The sequence below is a fragment of the Vibrio sp. RC2502 genome (genome assembly GCF_054850435.1).
This window is the reverse complement of the sequence record NZ_CM141453.1, coordinates 2,903,472-2,925,724: the sequence shown is the minus strand read 5'-3', so window position 1 is coordinate 2,925,724 and position 22,253 is coordinate 2,903,472. Positions and strand designations below refer to the sequence as shown.

Below are 22,253 nucleotides of genomic sequence, written 5' to 3'. Positions count from 1 at the left end.
TAAAACATTCACTTCTATTCTTTCTTGTTATTAAGGAGAGTGGGTACTCTATCGTCACGCAATGAATAGGGATGTCGTGATAATGTCTTTTCAAAAGAATGAGTATTCTCACAAGAATGTGTCTGAAGATAATAATGGGCAAGGCGGAAATCCTCCGATCGCAAGCCCTCTGAATGACCAACAATTTAATTCACTCCAACAAACTGTCTCTGAGCTGTCTTCGCAGCAACTTGCTTGGGTCAGTGGGTACTTTTGGGGTTTAGCTCAACATCAACCAAGTGCGGCGGCAACACCAATCGCCCAAGCAGCTGCCGCAGTATCAGCAAAGCCTGCCGGTAAGTTGACCATCATTTTTGCTTCTCAAACCGGTAACGCAAAAGGTGTTGCTGAAGCGTTGGAACAAGAAGCAAAAGCAGAAGGAATTGCAGTAGAGTTGTTTGACGCAAGCGACTACAAAGGCAAAAACTTAGCCAAAGAAACGCACGTCATCATTGTTGCTTCTACCAACGGTGAAGGTGAAGCGCCAGACAATGCCATTGAGTTGCACGAGTTCTTACAATCTAAGAAAGCACCTAAGCTATCAAACCTTCAATATGGTGTGATTGCATTGGGTGATTCTAGTTATGAGTTCTTCTGCCAAACTGGTAAAGACTTTGACACGTATTTAGCAAAACTGGGCGCGACGTCTTTTATTGACCGTATTGACTGCGATGTTGATTACGAAGCGGCAGCGGAAGAATGGCGCAAGAATGCGCTAGGTAAAGTTAAAGAGACACTATCTTCTGGCAATGAAGCGGAAATTGTTCAACTTCCTGTAGGACAAGCGGCAGCTTCACATTCTCAGTACAACAAACAAAATCCATACACAGCGACGTTACTCACCAGCCAAAAGATCACGGGTCGAGACTCGGGTAAAGATGTTCGCCATATTGAAATCGATCTAGATGGTTCGGGTCTGACATACCAACCAGGTGATGCTTTGGGTGTGTGGTACGAAAACAGCTCTGAGCTTGCTAATGACATTCTAGGTAAAGTTGGCTTGTCTGGTGTTGAAACAGTTGACGTTGATGGCGAAAGCTTATCTATTCACAGTGCTTTAGTGAGTAAGTTCGAGATCACGACATCTAACCCACAGCTAGTGGCTAAGTTTGCCGAGTTATCTGGCAGCAAGAAACTACAAAAGCTGGTGGAAGATAAAGACAAGCTTCGTGAGTACTCTGCCAACACTCAAATTGTTGATGTATTCGCAGAGAAGAAAACCAAACTGACCGCGGATGAGTTGGTTGGTTTATTGCGCCGTTTGACGCCTCGTCTTTACTCTATTGCTTCTAGCCAAGCTGAAGTGGATGAAGAAGTACACCTTACCGTCGGATTGGTTGAATATGACCACAATGATGAAAAACGTTACGGTGGCGCATCGAGCTTCTTGGCTCAACGTCTAGAAGAAGGCGGTGACGTAAAAGTATTTGTTGAGCACAACAATAACTTCAAACTGCCAGAAGATGATAATACACCGATCATCATGGTTGGACCGGGCACTGGTATTGCGCCATTCCGCAGCTTTATTCAAGAGCGTGAAAACCGCGATGCTGAAGGTAAAAACTGGTTGTTCTTTGGTGATCGCACGTTCACACAAGATTTCTTGTACCAAGTTGAATGGCAAAAATACCTTAAGTCGGGAGTGTTAAGCCGCTTAGATGTTGCTTTCAGTCGTGACCAAGTAGAAAAAGTTTATGTACAGCACCGCATTTTAGAAAATGCCGCGCAAGTATGGCAGTGGATTCAAGATGGCGCTTACATCTATGTATGTGGTGATGCGACTCGTATGGCGAAAGATGTCCATGACGCATTGGTCATTGTTGCGGAGCAAGAAGGCAAGATGCCGCGTGACGATGCAGAACAATTTATTAATGATTTACGTAAAGCGAAACGTTATCAGAGGGATGTGTACTAATGACTTTTTCTACTGAAAATAACAAGCAGATTGTATTAGGCGAAGAGCTAGGGCCACTATCTGATAACGAACGTCTAAAAAAACAAAGCAATTTATTACGTGGAACCATCGCCGAAGATTTACAAGACCGAATCACTGGCGGCTTTACAGCGGATAACTTCCAGCTTATTCGTTTCCACGGTATGTATCAGCAAGACGATCGCGATATCCGTAACGAGCGTACCAAGCAAAAGCTTGAACCTCTTCATAACGTGATGCTTCGTGCTCGTATGCCTGGCGGTATTATTACGCCAACACAATGGCTGGCGATCGACAAGTTTGCTACAGAACACTCGTTATATGGAAGTATTCGCCTGACGACGCGTCAAACGTTTCAGTTCCATGGCGTATTAAAACCAAATATCAAGTTGATGCACCAAACGCTCAACAGCATCGGTATTGATTCAATCGCGACAGCAGGAGACGTTAACCGTAACGTACTGTGTACAACGAACCCGGTAGAGTCTGAATTGCATCAAGAAGCTTACGAGTGGGCGAAGAAGATCAGTGAACACCTTCTACCTAAAACTCGCGCGTATGCTGAAATTTGGTTAGACGGAGAAAAAGTCGAATCGACCGAAGAAGATGAGCCGATTCTGGGCAAAACTTACTTACCACGTAAGTTCAAAACAACCGTAGTCATTCCTCCACAAAATGATGTGGATGTCCACGCGAACGATTTGAACTTCGTTGCGATTGCCGATAACGGCAAATTGGTTGGCTTTAATGTGCTAGTGGGTGGTGGTTTGGCGATGACACATGGCGATACGTCGACTTACCCACGTCGAGCTGATGACTTTGGTTTCATTCCTCTAGAAAAAACCTTAGATGTCGCGGCTGCGGTTGTAACAACTCAGCGTGACTGGGGTAACCGTTCAAACCGTAAAAACGCTAAAACCAAATACACACTCGACCGCGTCGGTACAGATGTCTTTAAAGCAGAAGTAGAAAAACGTGCGGGCATTCAGTTTGAAGCTAGCCGCCCGTATGAGTTCACTGAACGTGGTGACCGTATTGGTTGGGTAGAAGGTATCGATGGTAAATTCCACTTGGCGTTATTTATCGAGAATGGTCGATTGCTGGATTATCCGGGGAAGCCGCTGAAAACGGGCGTCGCTGAAATCGCGAAGATCCACAAAGGCGACTTCCGTATGACCGCCAACCAAAACCTAATTGTTGCGGGTGTACCTAAAAGCGAAAAAGCGAAGATTGAAAAGATCGCTCGTGAACATGGCTTAATGGATGACAACGTCAGCGAGCAACGTAAAAACTCAATGGCGTGCGTGGCATTCCCAACTTGTCCTCTAGCGATGGCAGAAGCTGAACGCTTCCTCCCTCAGTTTGTCACGGATGTTGAAGGCATTCTGGAAAAACACGGATTGCCAGAAAATGACAATATCATTCTGCGCGTGACGGGATGCCCAAATGGTTGTGGCCGTGCGATGTTGGCTGAAATTGGTCTGGTAGGTAAAGCGCCGGGTCGTTACAACTTACATTTGGGGGGGAATCGTGCTGGTACACGTGTACCTAAAATGTATAAAGAGAACATCACGGATAAACAAATCCTAGAAGAGATTGATCTGCTGGTGGCTCGATGGTCGAAAGAGCGTGAGGAAGGCGAAGCCTTTGGCGATTTCACCATTCGTGCAGGCATCATTCAAGAAGTGTTCGTATCAAAGAGGGACTTCTATGCTTGATTCTGTGGCTTCCAAACCGGAGCTGGCGGAGTTACTGACATTAACAAAGACGGAGCAAATTCTCCGTCTTGCACAAATCAATGTCGAACTTGAACCGCTGTCGGCACAAGAGCGAGTAAAGTGGGCTTTGGAAAATCTGGATGGAGAGTTTGCGGTATCCTCAAGCTTTGGTATCCAAGCCGCTGTCATGCTTCATCTTGTGACTCAAGAAAAACCTGATATCCCAATTATTCTTACGGATACCGGATATCTGTTTGCAGAAACGTACCGCTTTATTGATGAGTTGACAGAAAAACTCAACCTTAATCTAAAAGTTTATCGAGCGGAGCAAAGTGCTCAATGGCAAGAAGCACGTTATGGCAAATTATGGGAGCAGGGCGTTGAGGGGATCGAGAAGTACAACAAAATAAATAAAGTCGAACCAATGCGTCGTGCATTGAAAGAACTTAATGTTGGAACATGGTTTTCAGGTTTACGTAGAGAGCAAAGTAAATCACGAGCGGGTTTACCGATACTGTCGATTCAAAATGGCGTGTTTAAGTTTCTGCCCGTAATCGATTGGACTAATAAAGATATTCACTACTACCTCGAGCAACATGGTCTTACCTATCACCCACTTTGGGAAGAAGGTTACTTGTCTGTTGGGGATACACATACGACACGTAAATGGGAGCCAGGAATGTCAGAGGAAGAGACTCGCTTCTTTGGTTTAAAGCGTGAATGTGGACTTCATGAAGATGATGGTAATGAACAAGATGGTTCAGGTATCTAGTTACAGATATATCTGTCTATAGAAGAAAGCTGCGATCATGCAGCTTTCTTTATTTATAGGCATAAGTAATGGGATTAAAAATACACATTTTAGGATAACTCTGTGGATAAGTTGTTTGATAGTTTTGGGTAAAGTTGGATAAATAAAGCTTTGGGCGAAAAGTCGTCGTTTAATCATTATTTTTGCAATTTTTGCAAAATAACACTTGCCAATGTGAGCGCGATCTCTATAATGCCACCTCGTCGACAGGGCAAGGGCTCGCAAGGGTTTCAGCAAGGTTGGCAAGGCTAGAAAGAAAGACGAAATAATTTTAAAAAAGTGTTTGACACAATAAATTATCTCGCTAGAATAGCCGCCTCTTCCGAAGTGATGTGAATCACAAAGAAGAATAGCTCTTTAACAATATAGACCTATCAATCTGTGTGGGCACTCGTTGATGATAATCCAATTCGATACTTCGGTATCAAATTAGGTTTCAATGAAACGAAGTGACCATTGAATCTTCGGATTCAGCACAGTCAATTCAAACATTACTTTATGTAATGTTCAGTATTCATTGAGCCGAACAAAATCTTAAATTGAAGAGTTTGATCATGGCTCAGATTGAACGCTGGCGGCAGGCCTAACACATGCAAGTCGAGCGGAAACGAGTTATCTGAACCTTCGGGGAACGATAACGGCGTCGAGCGGCGGACGGGTGAGTAATGCCTAGGAAATTGCCCTGATGTGGGGGATAACCATTGGAAACGATGGCTAATACCGCATGATGCCTACGGGCCAAAGAGGGGGACCTTCGGGCCTCTCGCGTCAGGATATGCCTAGGTGGGATTAGCTAGTTGGTGAGGTAAGGGCTCACCAAGGCGACGATCCCTAGCTGGTCTGAGAGGATGATCAGCCACACTGGAACTGAGACACGGTCCAGACTCCTACGGGAGGCAGCAGTGGGGAATATTGCACAATGGGCGCAAGCCTGATGCAGCCATGCCGCGTGTGTGAAGAAGGCCTTCGGGTTGTAAAGCACTTTCAGTCGTGAGGAAGGTAGTGTAGTTAATAGCTGCATTATTTGACGTTAGCGACAGAAGAAGCACCGGCTAACTCCGTGCCAGCAGCCGCGGTAATACGGAGGGTGCGAGCGTTAATCGGAATTACTGGGCGTAAAGCGCATGCAGGTGGTTTGTTAAGTCAGATGTGAAAGCCCGGGGCTCAACCTCGGAATTGCATTTGAAACTGGCAGACTAGAGTACTGTAGAGGGGGGTAGAATTTCAGGTGTAGCGGTGAAATGCGTAGAGATCTGAAGGAATACCGGTGGCGAAGGCGGCCCCCTGGACAGATACTGACACTCAGATGCGAAAGCGTGGGGAGCAAACAGGATTAGATACCCTGGTAGTCCACGCCGTAAACGATGTCTACTTGGAGGTTGTGGCCTTGAGCCGTGGCTTTCGGAGCTAACGCGTTAAGTAGACCGCCTGGGGAGTACGGTCGCAAGATTAAAACTCAAATGAATTGACGGGGGCCCGCACAAGCGGTGGAGCATGTGGTTTAATTCGATGCAACGCGAAGAACCTTACCTACTCTTGACATCCAGAGAACTTTCCAGAGATGGATTGGTGCCTTCGGGAACTCTGAGACAGGTGCTGCATGGCTGTCGTCAGCTCGTGTTGTGAAATGTTGGGTTAAGTCCCGCAACGAGCGCAACCCTTATCCTTGTTTGCCAGCGAGTAATGTCGGGAACTCCAGGGAGACTGCCGGTGATAAACCGGAGGAAGGTGGGGACGACGTCAAGTCATCATGGCCCTTACGAGTAGGGCTACACACGTGCTACAATGGCGCATACAGAGGGCAGCCAACTTGCGAAAGTGAGCGAATCCCAAAAAGTGCGTCGTAGTCCGGATTGGAGTCTGCAACTCGACTCCATGAAGTCGGAATCGCTAGTAATCGTGGATCAGAATGCCACGGTGAATACGTTCCCGGGCCTTGTACACACCGCCCGTCACACCATGGGAGTGGGCTGCAAAAGAAGTAGGTAGTTTAACCTTCGGGGGGACGCTTACCACTTTGTGGTTCATGACTGGGGTGAAGTCGTAACAAGGTAGCGCTAGGGGAACCTGGCGCTGGATCACCTCCTTAAACGATGATTACTCACGATGAGTGTCCACACAGATTGATACGGTTTATAAAGTAAAGAGAAGAAGAGTTCCCAAACTCTCAGGTTTGGTTCTGCTTTTTAAAGTGGAAACAGACAGCAGTGTCCCGTTCGTCTAGAGGCCTAGGACACCGCCCTTTCACGGCGGTAACAGGGGTTCGACTCCCCTACGGGATACCATCTTTAAATATTCTCTCTTGAGAGTTTTTAAAAATGGTTACTTCATTAGAAGTGATTAGCTCTTTAACAATTTGGAAAGCTGACAAAACAACAATTTATTGTTGTTTGTAAAGTTCTCAATGTTTGTCTTTATGACAAACACCAAAATAACACATTCAAGTGTTCTTGGAATTTGAGTCCGGCAAAATCGAGTCTGCATCATGTATAAAAATTGCAGACAACTTTGGTGACTTGTTCATCAACTCGAAACTCCTTCGGGTTGTATGGTTAAGTGACTAAGCGTACACGGTGGATGCCTTGGCAGTCAGAGGCGATGAAAGACGTAGTAACTTGCGATAAGCCCAGATTAGGTAGTAACAACCATTTGAGTCTGGGATTTCTGAATGGGGAAACCCACGTGCATAAGCACGTATCCTTACCTGAATACATAGGGTAAGGAGGCGAACCGGGGGAACTGAAACATCTAAGTACCCCGAGGAAAAGAAATCAACCGAGATTCCGAAAGTAGCGGCGAGCGAAATTGGATTAGCCCTTAAGCTTTACACGCGTTAGACGAACGGTCTGGAAAGTCCGACGATACAGGGTGATAGTCCCGTAGTTGACGACGTGTGTTCAGTGAAATCGAGTAGGGCGGGACACGTGATATCCTGTCTGAATATGGGGGGACCATCCTCCAAGGCTAAATACTACTGACTGACCGATAGTGAACCAGTACCGTGAGGGAAAGGCGAAAAGAACCCCTGTGAGGGGAGTGAAATAGAACCTGAAACCGTGTACGTACAAGCAGTAGGAGCAGGCTTTGTCCTGTGACTGCGTACCTTTTGTATAATGGGTCAGCGACTTATATTCAGTGGCAAGGTTAACCATCTAGGGGAGCCGTAGGGAAACCGAGTCTTAACTGGGCGTTCAGTCTCTGGATATAGACCCGAAACCAGGTGATCTAGCCATGGGCAGGTTGAAGGTTGAGTAACATCAACTGGAGGACCGAACCGACTAATGTTGAAAAATTAGCGGATGACTTGTGGCTAGGGGTGAAAGGCCAATCAAACCTGGAGATAGCTGGTTCTCCCCGAAAGCTATTTAGGTAGCGCCTCGGACGAATACTACTGGGGGTAGAGCACTGTTAAGGCTAGGGGGTCATCCCGACTTACCAACCCTTTGCAAACTCCGAATACCAGTAAGTACTATCCGGGAGACACACGGCGGGTGCTAACGTCCGTCGTGGAGAGGGAAACAACCCAGACCGCCAGCTAAGGTCCCAAATTACTACTAAGTGGGAAACGATGTGGGAAGGCTCAGACAGCCAGGATGTTGGCTTAGAAGCAGCCATCATTTAAAGAAAGCGTAATAGCTCACTGGTCGAGTCGGCCTGCGCGGAAGATGTAACGGGGCTAAGTAGTAAACCGAAGCTGCGGCAATGTGCTTTTGCACATTGGGTAGGGGAGCGTTCTGTAAGCGGTTGAAGGTGTGTGGTAACGCATGCTGGACGTATCAGAAGTGCGAATGCTGACATGAGTAACGATAAAGGGGGTGAAAAACCTCCTCGCCGGAAGACCAAGGGTTCCTGTCCAACGTTAATCGGGGCAGGGTAAGTCGACCCCTAAGGCGAGGCCGAAAGGCGTAGTCGATGGGAAACGGGTTAATATTCCCGTACTTCTTACAATTGCGATGGGGGGACGGAGAAGGCTAGGTGGGCCTGGCGACGGTTGTCCAGGTTCAAGTGCGTAGGCTTAAGAGTTAGGTAAATCCGGCTCTTTTTAAGGCTGAGACACGACGTCGAGCACCTACGGGTGTGAAGTCATTGATGCCATGCTTCCAGGAAAAGCCTCTAAGCTTCAGATTGTAAGGAATCGTACCCCAAACCGACACAGGTGGTCGGGTAGAGAATACCAAGGCGCTTGAGAGAACTCGGGTGAAGGAACTAGGCAAAATGGTACCGTAACTTCGGGAGAAGGTACGCTCTTGATGGTGAAGTCCCTCGCGGATGGAGCTGACGAGAGTCGCAGATACCAGGTGGCTGCAACTGTTTATTAAAAACACAGCACTGTGCAAAATCGTAAGATGACGTATACGGTGTGACGCCTGCCCGGTGCCGGAAGGTTAATTGATGGGGTTAGACTTCGGTCGAAGCTCTTGATCGAAGCCCCGGTAAACGGCGGCCGTAACTATAACGGTCCTAAGGTAGCGAAATTCCTTGTCGGGTAAGTTCCGACCTGCACGAATGGCGTAATGATGGCCACGCTGTCTCCACCCGAGACTCAGTGAAATTGAAATCGCTGTGAAGATGCAGTGTACCCGCGGCTAGACGGAAAGACCCCGTGAACCTTTACTACAGCTTGGCACTGAACATTGACCCTACATGTGTAGGATAGGTGGGAGGCTTTGAAGCACGTACGCCAGTATGTGTGGAGCCGTCCTTGAAATACCACCCTTGTAGTGTTGATGTTCTAACGTCGACCCCTAATCGGGGTTGCGGACAGTGCCTGGTGGGTAGTTTGACTGGGGCGGTCTCCTCCCAAAGAGTAACGGAGGAGCACGAAGGTGGGCTAATCACGGTTGGACATCGTGAGGTTAGTGCAATGGCATAAGCCCGCTTGACTGCGAGAATGACAATTCGAGCAGGTGCGAAAGCAGGTCATAGTGATCCGGTGGTTCTGAATGGAAGGGCCATCGCTCAACGGATAAAAGGTACTCCGGGGATAACAGGCTGATACCGCCCAAGAGTTCATATCGACGGCGGTGTTTGGCACCTCGATGTCGGCTCATCACATCCTGGGGCTGAAGTCGGTCCCAAGGGTATGGCTGTTCGCCATTTAAAGTGGTACGCGAGCTGGGTTTAGAACGTCGTGAGACAGTTCGGTCCCTATCTGCCGTGGGCGTTGGAAGATTGAAGGGGGCTGCTCCTAGTACGAGAGGACCGGAGTGGACGAACCTCTGGTGTTCGGGTTGTGTCGCCAGACGCATTGCCCGGTAGCTAAGTTCGGAATCGATAACCGCTGAAAGCATCTAAGCGGGAAGCGAGCCCTGAGATGAGTCTTCCCTGATACTTTAAGTATCCTAAAGGGTTGTCGGAGACTACGACGTTGATAGGTCAGGTGTGTAAGTGCTGTGAGGCATTGAGCTAACTGATACTAATTGCCCGTGAGGCTTAACCATACAACACCCAAGGGGTTTTGATGGACTCGAAGCAAGAACAGAATTGAATGTGTAGAGAACACAAAAACAGCTTTCCGAATTAAAGAATTTGCTTGGCGACCATAGCGTTTTGGACCCACCTGACTCCATTCCGAACTCAGAAGTGAAACGAAATAGCGCCGATGGTAGTGTGGGGTTTCCCCATGTGAGAGTAGGACATCGCCAGGCTTTAATTTGCACTTGCTTAAGATTTAAGCAAGTCACCATAAAGTTCTAATCTTTTTTAGAGTTTTATGTTGACTTTAAAAGTGGAAAGCGTATTATACGCACCTCGCTTGAGTGCTAAGGCACTGAAAGCCAAGCTCTTTAACAATATAAACCTATCAATCTGTGTGGGCACTCGTTGATGATAATCCAATTAGATACTTCGGTATCAAATTAGGTTTCAATGAAACGAAGTGACCATTGAATCTTCGGATTCAGCACAGTCAATTCAAACATTACTTTATGTAATGTTCAGTATTCATTGAGCCGAACAAAATCTTAAATTGAAGAGTTTGATCATGGCTCAGATTGAACGCTGGCGGCAGGCCTAACACATGCAAGTCGAGCGGAAACGAGTTATCTGAACCTTCGGGGAACGATAACGGCGTCGAGCGGCGGACGGGTGAGTAATGCCTAGGAAATTGCCCTGATGTGGGGGATAACCATTGGAAACGATGGCTAATACCGCATGATGCCTACGGGCCAAAGAGGGGGACCTTCGGGCCTCTCGCGTCAGGATATGCCTAGGTGGGATTAGCTAGTTGGTGAGGTAAGGGCTCACCAAGGCGACGATCCCTAGCTGGTCTGAGAGGATGATCAGCCACACTGGAACTGAGACACGGTCCAGACTCCTACGGGAGGCAGCAGTGGGGAATATTGCACAATGGGCGCAAGCCTGATGCAGCCATGCCGCGTGTGTGAAGAAGGCCTTCGGGTTGTAAAGCACTTTCAGTCGTGAGGAAGGTAGTGTAGTTAATAGCTGCATTATTTGACGTTAGCGACAGAAGAAGCACCGGCTAACTCCGTGCCAGCAGCCGCGGTAATACGGAGGGTGCGAGCGTTAATCGGAATTACTGGGCGTAAAGCGCATGCAGGTGGTTTGTTAAGTCAGATGTGAAAGCCCGGGGCTCAACCTCGGAATTGCATTTGAAACTGGCAGACTAGAGTACTGTAGAGGGGGGTAGAATTTCAGGTGTAGCGGTGAAATGCGTAGAGATCTGAAGGAATACCGGTGGCGAAGGCGGCCCCCTGGACAGATACTGACACTCAGATGCGAAAGCGTGGGGAGCAAACAGGATTAGATACCCTGGTAGTCCACGCCGTAAACGATGTCTACTTGGAGGTTGTGGCCTTGAGCCGTGGCTTTCGGAGCTAACGCGTTAAGTAGACCGCCTGGGGAGTACGGTCGCAAGATTAAAACTCAAATGAATTGACGGGGGCCCGCACAAGCGGTGGAGCATGTGGTTTAATTCGATGCAACGCGAAGAACCTTACCTACTCTTGACATCCAGAGAACTTTCCAGAGATGGATTGGTGCCTTCGGGAACTCTGAGACAGGTGCTGCATGGCTGTCGTCAGCTCGTGTTGTGAAATGTTGGGTTAAGTCCCGCAACGAGCGCAACCCTTATCCTTGTTTGCCAGCGAGTAATGTCGGGAACTCCAGGGAGACTGCCGGTGATAAACCGGAGGAAGGTGGGGACGACGTCAAGTCATCATGGCCCTTACGAGTAGGGCTACACACGTGCTACAATGGCGCATACAGAGGGCAGCCAACTTGCGAAAGTGAGCGAATCCCAAAAAGTGCGTCGTAGTCCGGATTGGAGTCTGCAACTCGACTCCATGAAGTCGGAATCGCTAGTAATCGTGGATCAGAATGCCACGGTGAATACGTTCCCGGGCCTTGTACACACCGCCCGTCACACCATGGGAGTGGGCTGCAAAAGAAGTAGGTAGTTTAACCTTCGGGGGGACGCTTACCACTTTGTGGTTCATGACTGGGGTGAAGTCGTAACAAGGTAGCGCTAGGGGAACCTGGCGCTGGATCACCTCCTTAAACGATGATTACTCACGATGAGTGTCCACACAGATTGATACGGTTTATGTAAAAGAGACGATACTGGGTCTGTAGCTCAGGTGGTTAGAGCGTTCGCCTGATAAGCGAGAGGTCGGTGGTTCGAGTCCACTCAGACCCACCAATTCCTTTTAGGGAGTTGGCATACAGTATCGACACCTTGATGGGGCTATAGCTCAGCTGGGAGAGCGCCTGCCTTGCACGCAGGAGGTCTGCGGTTCGATCCCGCATAGCTCCACCATCTTTAAGCGCATTCGATGAGTGCTTTTAAAAATGGTTACTTCATTAGAAGTGATTAGCTCTTTAACAATTTGGAAAGCTGACAAAACAACAATTTATTGTTGTTTGTAAAGTTCTCAATGTTTGTCTTTATGACAAACACCAAAATAACACATTCAAGTGTTCTTGGAATTTGAGTCCGGCAAAATCGAGTCTGCATCATGTATAAAAATTGCAGACAACTTTGGTGACTTGTTCATCAACTCGAAACTCCTTCGGGTTGTATGGTTAAGTGACTAAGCGTACACGGTGGATGCCTTGGCAGTCAGAGGCGATGAAAGACGTAGTAACTTGCGATAAGCCCAGATTAGGTAGTAACAACCATTTGAGTCTGGGATTTCTGAATGGGGAAACCCACTTACATAAGTAAGTATCATTAACTGAATACATAGGTTAATGAGGCGAACCGGGGGAACTGAAACATCTAAGTACCCCGAGGAAAAGAAATCAACCGAGATTCCGAAAGTAGCGGCGAGCGAAATTGGATTAGCCCTTAAGCTTTACACGCGTTAGACGAACGGTCTGGAAAGTCCGACGATACAGGGTGATAGTCCCGTAGTTGACGACGTGTGTTCAGTGAAATCGAGTAGGGCGGGACACGTGATATCCTGTCTGAATATGGGGGGACCATCCTCCAAGGCTAAATACTACTGACTGACCGATAGTGAACCAGTACCGTGAGGGAAAGGCGAAAAGAACCCCTGTGAGGGGAGTGAAATAGAACCTGAAACCGTGTACGTACAAGCAGTAGGAGCAGGCTTTGTCCTGTGACTGCGTACCTTTTGTATAATGGGTCAGCGACTTATATTCAGTGGCAAGGTTAACCATCTAGGGGAGCCGTAGGGAAACCGAGTCTTAACTGGGCGTTCAGTCTCTGGATATAGACCCGAAACCAGGTGATCTAGCCATGGGCAGGTTGAAGGTTGAGTAACATCAACTGGAGGACCGAACCGACTAATGTTGAAAAATTAGCGGATGACTTGTGGCTAGGGGTGAAAGGCCAATCAAACCTGGAGATAGCTGGTTCTCCCCGAAAGCTATTTAGGTAGCGCCTCGGACGAATACTACTGGGGGTAGAGCACTGTTAAGGCTAGGGGGTCATCCCGACTTACCAACCCTTTGCAAACTCCGAATACCAGTAAGTACTATCCGGGAGACACACGGCGGGTGCTAACGTCCGTCGTGGAGAGGGAAACAACCCAGACCGCCAGCTAAGGTCCCAAATTACTACTAAGTGGGAAACGATGTGGGAAGGCTCAGACAGCCAGGATGTTGGCTTAGAAGCAGCCATCATTTAAAGAAAGCGTAATAGCTCACTGGTCGAGTCGGCCTGCGCGGAAGATGTAACGGGGCTAAGTAGTAAACCGAAGCTGCGGCAATGTGCTTTTGCACATTGGGTAGGGGAGCGTTCTGTAAGCGGTTGAAGGTGTGTGGTAACGCATGCTGGACGTATCAGAAGTGCGAATGCTGACATGAGTAACGATAAAGGGGGTGAAAAACCTCCTCGCCGGAAGACCAAGGGTTCCTGTCCAACGTTAATCGGGGCAGGGTAAGTCGACCCCTAAGGCGAGGCCGAAAGGCGTAGTCGATGGGAAACGGGTTAATATTCCCGTACTTCTTACAATTGCGATGGGGGGACGGAGAAGGCTAGGTGGGCCTGGCGACGGTTGTCCAGGTTCAAGTGCGTAGGCTTAAGAGTTAGGTAAATCCGGCTCTTTTTAAGGCTGAGACACGACGTCGAGCACCTACGGGTGTGAAGTCATTGATGCCATGCTTCCAGGAAAAGCCTCTAAGCTTCAGATTGTAAGGAATCGTACCCCAAACCGACACAGGTGGTCGGGTAGAGAATACCAAGGCGCTTGAGAGAACTCGGGTGAAGGAACTAGGCAAAATGGTACCGTAACTTCGGGAGAAGGTACGCTCTTGATGGTGAAGTCCCTCGCGGATGGAGCTGACGAGAGTCGCAGATACCAGGTGGCTGCAACTGTTTATTAAAAACACAGCACTGTGCAAAATCGTAAGATGACGTATACGGTGTGACGCCTGCCCGGTGCCGGAAGGTTAATTGATGGGGTTAGACTTCGGTCGAAGCTCTTGATCGAAGCCCCGGTAAACGGCGGCCGTAACTATAACGGTCCTAAGGTAGCGAAATTCCTTGTCGGGTAAGTTCCGACCTGCACGAATGGCGTAATGATGGCCACGCTGTCTCCACCCGAGACTCAGTGAAATTGAAATCGCTGTGAAGATGCAGTGTACCCGCGGCTAGACGGAAAGACCCCGTGAACCTTTACTACAGCTTGGCACTGAACATTGACCCTACATGTGTAGGATAGGTGGGAGGCTTTGAAGCACGTACGCCAGTATGTGTGGAGCCGTCCTTGAAATACCACCCTTGTAGTGTTGATGTTCTAACGTCGACCCCTAATCGGGGTTGCGGACAGTGCCTGGTGGGTAGTTTGACTGGGGCGGTCTCCTCCCAAAGAGTAACGGAGGAGCACGAAGGTGGGCTAATCACGGTTGGACATCGTGAGGTTAGTGCAATGGCATAAGCCCGCTTGACTGCGAGAATGACAATTCGAGCAGGTGCGAAAGCAGGTCATAGTGATCCGGTGGTTCTGAATGGAAGGGCCATCGCTCAACGGATAAAAGGTACTCCGGGGATAACAGGCTGATACCGCCCAAGAGTTCATATCGACGGCGGTGTTTGGCACCTCGATGTCGGCTCATCACATCCTGGGGCTGAAGTCGGTCCCAAGGGTATGGCTGTTCGCCATTTAAAGTGGTACGCGAGCTGGGTTTAGAACGTCGTGAGACAGTTCGGTCCCTATCTGCCGTGGGCGTTGGAAGATTGAAGGGGGCTGCTCCTAGTACGAGAGGACCGGAGTGGACGAACCTCTGGTGTTCGGGTTGTGTCGCCAGACGCATTGCCCGGTAGCTAAGTTCGGAATCGATAACCGCTGAAAGCATCTAAGCGGGAAGCGAGCCCTGAGATGAGTCTTCCCTGATACTTTAAGTATCCTAAAGGGTTGTCGGAGACTACGACGTTGATAGGTCAGGTGTGTAAGTGCTGTGAGGCATTGAGCTAACTGATACTAATTGCCCGTGAGGCTTAACCATACAACACCCAAGGGGTTTTGATGGACTCGAAGCAAGAACAGAATTGAATGTGTAGAGAACACAAAAACAGCTTTCCGAATTAAAGAATTTGCTTGGCGACCATAGCGTTTTGGACCCACCTGACTCCATTCCGAACTCAGAAGTGAAACGAAATAGCGCCGATGGTAGTGTGGGGTTTCCCCATGTGAGAGTAGGACATCGCCAGGCTTTAAATTTAGACTTAGGTCTAACCAGTGCGGAGCGGTAGTTCAGTTGGTTAGAATACCGGCCTGTCACGCCGGGGGTCGCGGGTTCGAGTCCCGTCCGCTCCGCCACTTATTTGAAAGCTCTGCTAGAAATAGCAGGGCTTTTGTCGTTTTAGGGGCGGTCATTTTCCCTTCAAAGAAAGGCCATTCTCGGTGGTCTGCCGTCCCAATAGCTCCGCCATTTATACCAATCTGGAAAATTAACTGGTCAGGTCTATCCACCTTTTCGAGCACATTGGGTGACTATTTTGGATCAATCCAAAACCGATTCTATGCATCGCAGACTTTGGAGATGATGTCGTCGTAATCCGTAAAAGATTGGTTGCCTCAACCAACTCCATACTTGTCCGATAGGGTTTAGCTCTGGAGAATAGGGAGAAAGTTTGATGACACTGACATTTAAAGTCATTGGCAATTTCTTCTATATGCCATCCTGCACCATCCATTATAGCGACAGCGCGACATCCCTCCTCCGTGACTGCCAATATTTGTTTTAAGTGCTATGTCTTTATGAACCCAAGGACAATGATAGCCTCACCAATTCCTTTTCTGGGACAGACTGAACCGAACAGGTAAGTATACACAAATTGTTATTGCTTCACGGCTCTTGGGCGAGTTGCTTTTTCTACCCATAAGCGTGTTGTCGTGTTTTGAGCGGGAAGTTATTCATGAAAGGCTCATGTGGTCGAGCAGGTAATAGATAGAGTCAGGGCGGTAGTGCTTGCCAAATTCTTTCATGATATAAGCGTGGATATCGGAACCAATCAGTCGTCCGCCTTGTGTATCATTGGCCTTATCTTTTATGTATTGGCTCAATTGCTCCCTTTGCTCGGAAGTTAAGAACGGTGGTCTTCCTATGCTTGGCCTTTCTTGCAGTCCTTCCAGCCCTTCTTCAAGAAAGGTTTAGGCCAACTTATTGACACTGGTTCGGCTTACCTTGAGAAACTTGGCGATTTGTGTGCGTGATTGTCCATTTTTGAAATAATCAAGGGCCAGCTGTCTCATTTTCATCTGAATGGATTTTTGCTGACTTGCGAGCTTTTTAAAGTCGATATTATTGAGGCTATCCATAGCGAATACGTTCTATTGTTGAATGGTCTCAATTAGATCATATTTTTACTTAGATTGTTATTAGGCGTGGGCTTCGCTCTGAGGAGAGTAGAAAGGGGAGGCTTCTAGATAATATTGTTGGTGAAGTCTTTGAATTTTTGAGTATAAAAAAAGCAGCCCTAAGGCTGCTTTTTAAATATGGGGAGAATGGAATTAGGCTTCTGTTTGCTCCCTTTGCTCTGCTAAAGAGTTTTGAGCTAGCTTTTCATCTTCCATCTTTTTTTCTTCAGCTTTCGCCTTTTCAATCATTGGTGTAATGGTTGAACCTTGAATAAGGATAGAGAACACCACAACCGAATAGGTCATTACAAGGATGATCTCTTTTACATCGATCAGCTTGTCTTGAACCACCCAAATCCCTGATGGAATTGAAAGTGCCATTGCTAGCGCTAGGCCGCCACGTAGGCCACCCCAAGTCAGAATTTTTACAGACCATGAGTTATATTTTCTGTAACGTTTAAAGCCTATGTATGAGATAAAGACACTGAGATAGCGAGAGGCTAGCACCAGAGGGACTGCAATTGCCATCATGATCCAGTCTTCTTCATGGAATTTAAATAGCAGCATCGACATACCAATTAATAGGAATAGCACGCCGTTTAGGAACTCATCTACTAACTCCCAGAAGTGGTCTAGGTGGTCTTCACTCTCTTTAGAGAATCCAATAAAGCGAGTCCAGTTACCGATCATAATTCCCGACACTACCATTGCAAGTGGGCCTGAAACATGAATGTACTCAGCAAATGCGTAACCTGCTGTAGGAACACCGATAGTAAGTAGTAGTTCCATTGAGTGATCGTCAGTAGCACTGATTAGGTAGTGGAATACTAAGCCCAATAGAAAGCCATAGACGATCCCGCCAATCGCTTCTTGGATGAAGAGTAGAGTGACGCTAACGACTGTTGGTGCTTCTGAGCCAAATGCAATGGTGAAAAGCGTGACGAAAATAACCAAGCCGAAGCCATCATTGAATAGTGACTCCCCTTCGATCTGTGTCGAGATACGTTTAGGTGCATCTAACTTTTTAACGATAGCTAGAACGGCAATCGGGTCGGTAGGCGAGATTAATGCGCCAAATAGCAAGCAGTAAACCAAATCAAACTGTATGCCGATCAGCATACAAAGGCCATAAAGAACAAAGCCGATGAAGAAGGTTGAGAACAGGGTTGCTCCAAGAGCCAATACCGTGATTTCCCACTTTTGATCTTTTAAGTTGGGTAACTTGATGCCCAAGCCGCCAGCAAAAAGCAAAAATCCAAGGATGCCTTTCAACAAAAAGTCTTCAAAGTTGATCCTTGTTACCGTCTCGGTTGCAATCTCCGTAAGGTGAAACCAGTTGTTTTGACCGGCGATCAAAATAAGTAGAGAAAGAACCATTGAACCTGCTGTAATGGCGATGGTGGTTTGCATCTTTCCTATCTTGCTGTTTACAAAAGCAATTATCATTGCAGCTGCGGATAGAAAACATAAAGTATGATAGACCGACATAGAGCTCTCTATTTGTAACATTTTATGAATGGAATTCTCGGCTGATGCTGTCTAAATAGCAAACATTTTTTCGGGTTTATTTTGCAAGTTAAGAAGGAGATAAAATAATCATTAAATCTCCATTTAGACGTCTAGACTCCTGAAGTTTGTGTGATAGGATGGAATCATAACTAAAGGAATGAGGCTGTACTGTGGGAAGCAAAGTAAGACAACAGATTGAAGCTCAATTGAAGCAACGTATCTTATTGATTGATGGTGGTATGGGCACCATGATCCAAGGGTACAAACTTGAAGAGCAAGATTACCGAGGAGAGCGCTTTGCCAATTGGCACTGTGATCTAAAAGGCAACAACGACTTGTTGGTGCTAAGCCAGCCTCAACTAATTAAGGAAATCCATAGCGCTTACCTTGAAGCCGGCGCTGATATTCTAGAAACCAATACCTTTAACGCGACCACCATTGCGATGGCTGACTATGAGATGGAAAGCCTGAGTGAAGAGATTAACTTCGCCGCGGCAAAACTGGCTCGTGAAGTTGCCGATGAGTGGACGGCGAAAACGCCTGACAAACCTCGTTACGTTGCAGGTGTACTTGGTCCAACTAACCGAACGTGCTCTATCTCCCCTGATGTGAATGATCCCGGCTACCGCAATGTTTCTTTCGATGAGCTGGTTGAAGCGTATTCCGAGTCAACTCGAGCGTTAATCAGAGGTGGCGCTGATCTTATTTTGATCGAAACTATTTTCGATACATTGAATGCTAAGGCATGTGCCTTTGCTGTCGATTCTGTATTTGAAGAGCTTGGTGTTGCACTGCCTGTCATGATTTCCGGTACGATTACCGACGCTTCGGGGCGCACGTTATCAGGGCAAACCACGGAATCATTTTACAACTCTCTACGTCATGTAAGGCCGTTATCTTTCGGTCTTAACTGTGCATTGGGGCCAGATGAACTGCGCCCATACGTGGAAGAGCTTTCTCGTATTTCTGAATCATTTGTTTCCGCGCACCCTAACGCAGGTTTGCCGAATGCTTTTGGAGAATATGACCTTTCTCCAGAAGATATGGCAGAGCATGTAAAAGAGTGGGCTAGCAGCGGCTTTTTAAATCTGATTGGTGGCTGTTGTGGTACAACGCCGGAGCATATTCGCCAAATGGCGCAGGCCGTTGAAGGTGTTACACCTCGCGCTTTGCCAGATTTGCCTGTTGCTTGTCGTCTCTCCGGATTAGAGCCATTAACGATTGAGAAAGAGACTTTATTCATCAATGTCGGTGAGCGAACTAACGTCACAGGTTCTGCTCGCTTTAAACGTTTGATCAAAGAAGAACAGTATGACGAAGCATTAGAAGTCGCGCGTCAGCAAGTTGAAAATGGTGCCCAAATCATCGACATCAACATGGATGAGGGGATGTTAGACGCACAGGCTTGTATGGTGCGTTTTCTAAACCTATGTGCCTCAGAACCAGAAATCTCCAAAGTGCCAATCATGGTCGACTCTTCCAAATGGGAAGTGATTGAAGCGGGTCTGAAATGCATTCAAGGTAAAGGCATTGTGAACTCTATCTCTTTGAAGGAAGGCAAAGAGAAATTTGTTGAGCAAGCTAAACTGATCCGTCGTTATGGCGCAGCTGTGATCGTCATGGCATTCGATGAGGTTGGTCAGGCAGAAACGCGCGCGCGCAAGCTAGAAATTTGTACAAATGCTTATCGTATTTTGGTAGACGAAGTTGGCTTCCCGCCAGAAGACATTATTTTTGACCCAAACATTTTTGCCGTCGCAACGGGTATTGATGAACATAACAACTATGCTGTTGATTTCATTGAAGCTGTAGCGGACATCAAGCGCGATTTGCCACACGCGATGATTTCCGGAGGCGTGTCGAATGTTTCTTTCTCTTTCCGTGGCAATAACTACGTTCGTGAAGCTATCCATGCTGTATTCCTCTATCACTGTTTTAAAAATGGTATGGATATGGGGATCGTAAACGCGGGTCAACTTGAAATTTATGACAACGTTCCGGAAAAACTACGAGAAGCGGTAGAAGACGTTGTGCTTAACCGTCGAGATGACGCTACAGAAAGATTGTTGGATATCGCGGCTGAGTACGCAGATAAAGGCGTTGGCAAAGAAGAAGATGCCTCTGCGCTTGAGTGGCGAACTTGGCCTGTCGCAAAACGTTTAGAGCATGCGTTAGTTAAAGGGATCACAGAGTTCATCGTTGCAGACACTGAAGAAGCACGTGTGAATGCGGCAAAACCACTTGAAGTGATTGAAGGTCCTTTGATGGATGGCATGAACGTGGTGGGGGACCTATTTGGTGAAGGTAAGATGTTCTTACCTCAAGTCGTGAAATCAGCACGTGTGATGAAGCAAGCTGTCGCGCATTTAGAGCCTTTTATTAACGCCGAAAAACAATCTGGTAGCAGTAACGGAAAAATTTTGTTGGCGACAGTGAAGGGTGACGTGCACGACATCGGCAAAAACATTGTAGGCGTTGTATTGCAGTGTAATAACTACGAGATCATCGATCTTGGCGTGATGGTACCGTGTGAAAAGATCTTAAAAGTCGCGCTAGAAGAGAACGTTGATATTATCGGTTTGTCAGGGTTGATTACCCCATCTCTGGATGAAATGGTTCATGTTGCTAAAGAGATGGAACGTCTCAATTTTGATCTTCCGCTTCTGATTGGTGGAGCTACCACATCCAAAGCGCACACCGCCGTTAAGATTGAGCAGAACTACAAAAATCCGGTGGTTTACGTAAACAATGCGTCGCGCGCAGTAGGGGTTTGTTCGTCATTACTCTCCGATGAACGTCGACCTGCCTTTATAGAAAAACTGGATGCGGATTATGAGCGTGTTCGTGACCAACACAATCGTAAGAAGCCGCGTACTAAGCCTGTCACTTTAGAACAAGCGCGTGCAAATAAAGTCGCGATAGATTGGGATGCATACACGCCACCAGTTCCTGCAAAACCAGGCCTTCATATTTTCGATGATTTTGATGTCGCAACCTTACGCAAGTATATCGACTGGACGCCGTTTTTCATGACGTGGTCGCTGGTAGGAAAATACCCGACAATCTTCAAACATGAAGAAGTGGGTGAGGAGGCTCAGCGTCTATTCCATGATGCCAATGAGTTGCTTGATCGAGTTGAGCGTGAAGGATTGCTTAAGGCTCGCGGGATATGTGGTCTATTCCCAGCGGCAAGTGTGGGTGATGATATTGAAGTGTACATCGATGAGTCGCGTACTGAGGTTGCTAAAGTATTGCGCAATCTTCGTCAGCAAACAGAAAAGCCTAAAGGATTTAACTACTGCTTGTCGGATTACATCGCGCCAAAAGAATCTGGCAAACAGGATTGGGTTGGAGCGTTTGCAGTAACTGGCGGTATCGGTGAGCGTGAGTTGGCCGATGAGTACAAAGCGCAAGGCGATGACTACAACGCAATCATGATTCAAGCGGTGGCGGATCGTTTAGCCGAAGCTTTTGCTGAATACTTGCATGAGCGTGTCAGGAAAGAAATTTGGGGCTATGCAGCAGATGAAAATCTATCGAATGATGAGCTCATCCGTGAAAAGTACCAAGGGATCCGTCCTGCACCGGGTTACCCAGCTTGTCCTGAGCATACAGAGAAAGGCCCGCTTTGGGAGTTACTGAATGTTGAAGAGAACATCGGTATGTCACTTACAACGAGCTATGCAATGTATCCGGGGGCATCAGTGTCCGGTTGGTATTTCTCACATCCAGACTCTCGCTATTTTGCGATTGCTCAGATCCAAGATGATCAGTTAGAGAGTTATGCTGATCGTAAAGGTTGGGATAGGATCGAAGCTGAAAAATGGTTGGGGCCAAACATTAACGGCTAAATCAAGTGAACAAGCAATAAAAAAGGGCTGCCAATGTGCAGCCCTTTAATTTGTCGTTGTTCCCTCAAAAATCACGTTATGCTTTTTGAACCACGGTAGTGGTCA

Annotated in this window: 6 protein-coding genes, 4 tRNA genes and 6 rRNA genes; 14 read left to right on the top strand and 2 right to left on the bottom strand. The window is 47.4% G+C overall.

The genetic code is table 11. The features are described from left to right. The first annotated feature begins 82 nt into the window (after positions 1-82). From ACYJZR_RS13600 to ACYJZR_RS13540, 13 genes are all read left to right on the top strand, one after another. Entirely contained in the window at positions 83-1,954 is a 1,872-nt protein-coding gene (locus ACYJZR_RS13600; protein WP_031411330.1) for an assimilatory sulfite reductase (NADPH) flavoprotein subunit, read from the top strand. Continuing rightward, positions 1,954-3,690, top strand: a complete 1,737-nt coding sequence (cysI, locus tag ACYJZR_RS13595) for an assimilatory sulfite reductase (NADPH) hemoprotein subunit (protein WP_015297344.1) — start codon at positions 1,954-1,956, stop codon at positions 3,688-3,690. Before ACYJZR_RS13600 ends, cysI begins: the two co-directional genes overlap by 1 nt. Then, complete coding sequence (locus tag ACYJZR_RS13590) at positions 3,683-4,462, top strand: phosphoadenylyl-sulfate reductase (protein WP_229608235.1); 780 nt, start codon at positions 3,683-3,685, stop codon at positions 4,460-4,462. Before cysI ends, ACYJZR_RS13590 begins: the two co-directional genes overlap by 8 nt. A 575-nt stretch (positions 4,463-5,037) precedes the next feature. Beyond that, positions 5,038-6,590 (top strand): 16S ribosomal RNA (locus tag ACYJZR_RS13585). Positions 6,591-6,710: 120 nt separating this feature from the next. Further along, a tRNA-Glu gene (locus ACYJZR_RS13580) sits at positions 6,711-6,786 on the top strand. 265 nt (positions 6,787-7,051) lie between these two features. Further along, positions 7,052-9,942, top strand: a 23S ribosomal RNA gene (locus tag ACYJZR_RS13575). Between the two features lie 91 nt (positions 9,943-10,033). Then, positions 10,034-10,149: ribosomal RNA gene (gene rrf, locus ACYJZR_RS13570) — 5S ribosomal RNA — on the top strand. A 317-nt stretch (positions 10,150-10,466) separates the two neighbouring features. After that, a 16S ribosomal RNA gene (locus ACYJZR_RS13565) occupies positions 10,467-12,019 on the top strand. Positions 12,020-12,084: 65 nt separating this feature from the next. Then, a tRNA-Ile gene (locus tag ACYJZR_RS13560) sits at positions 12,085-12,161 on the top strand. Between the two features lie 41 nt (positions 12,162-12,202). Further along, a tRNA-Ala gene (locus ACYJZR_RS13555) sits at positions 12,203-12,278 on the top strand. A 264-nt stretch (positions 12,279-12,542) separates the two neighbouring features. Then, a 23S ribosomal RNA gene (locus ACYJZR_RS13550) occupies positions 12,543-15,433 on the top strand. A gap of 91 nt (positions 15,434-15,524) precedes the next feature. After that, positions 15,525-15,640 (top strand): 5S ribosomal RNA (gene rrf / locus ACYJZR_RS13545). Together the 16S, 23S and 5S rRNA genes with 4 tRNA genes alongside form the textbook arrangement of a ribosomal RNA operon. Before the next feature lie 30 nt (positions 15,641-15,670). Continuing rightward, positions 15,671-15,747 (top strand) — tRNA-Asp (locus ACYJZR_RS13540). 597 nt (positions 15,748-16,344) lie between these two features. Here the strand turns inward: ACYJZR_RS13540 and ACYJZR_RS13535 are convergent. Together ACYJZR_RS13535 and ACYJZR_RS13530 are read right to left on the bottom strand one after the other, a co-directional pair. Beyond that, on the bottom strand, positions 16,345-16,536 hold the full coding sequence (locus ACYJZR_RS13535) for a winged helix-turn-helix domain-containing protein (protein WP_324169927.1): 192 nt from the start codon (positions 16,534-16,536) through the stop codon (positions 16,345-16,347). 405 nt (positions 16,537-16,941) lie between these two features. After that, positions 16,942-18,276, bottom strand: coding sequence for a cation:proton antiporter (locus ACYJZR_RS13530; RefSeq protein ID WP_406966391.1), 1,335 nt, complete (start codon positions 18,274-18,276; stop codon positions 16,942-16,944). A gap of 191 nt (positions 18,277-18,467) precedes the next feature. Here ACYJZR_RS13530 and metH point away from each other — a divergent pair, with 191 nt between their 5' ends. After that, positions 18,468-22,148 (top strand): methionine synthase, encoded by a 3,681-nt coding sequence (metH, locus tag ACYJZR_RS13525; protein WP_406966392.1) that lies wholly within the window; start codon positions 18,468-18,470, stop codon positions 22,146-22,148. The last annotated feature ends 105 nt before the right edge of the window (positions 22,149-22,253 follow it).

What these genes read in the sequence shown, in the direction of transcription:
- cysI (WP_015297344.1), top strand. Translation starts at nt 1,954, where the DNA reads ATGACTTTTTCTACTGAAAATAACAAGCAGATTGTATTAGGCGAAGAG.
- ACYJZR_RS13590 (WP_229608235.1), top strand. Translation starts at nt 3,683, where the DNA reads ATGCTTGATTCTGTGGCTTCCAAACCGGAGCTGGCGGAGTTACTGACA.
- ACYJZR_RS13600 (WP_031411330.1), top strand. Translation starts at nt 83, where the DNA reads ATGTCTTTTCAAAAGAATGAGTATTCTCACAAGAATGTGTCTGAAGAT.
- ACYJZR_RS13530 (WP_406966391.1), bottom strand. Translation starts at nt 18,276, where the DNA reads ATGTCGGTCTATCATACTTTATGTTTTCTATCCGCAGCTGCAATGATA.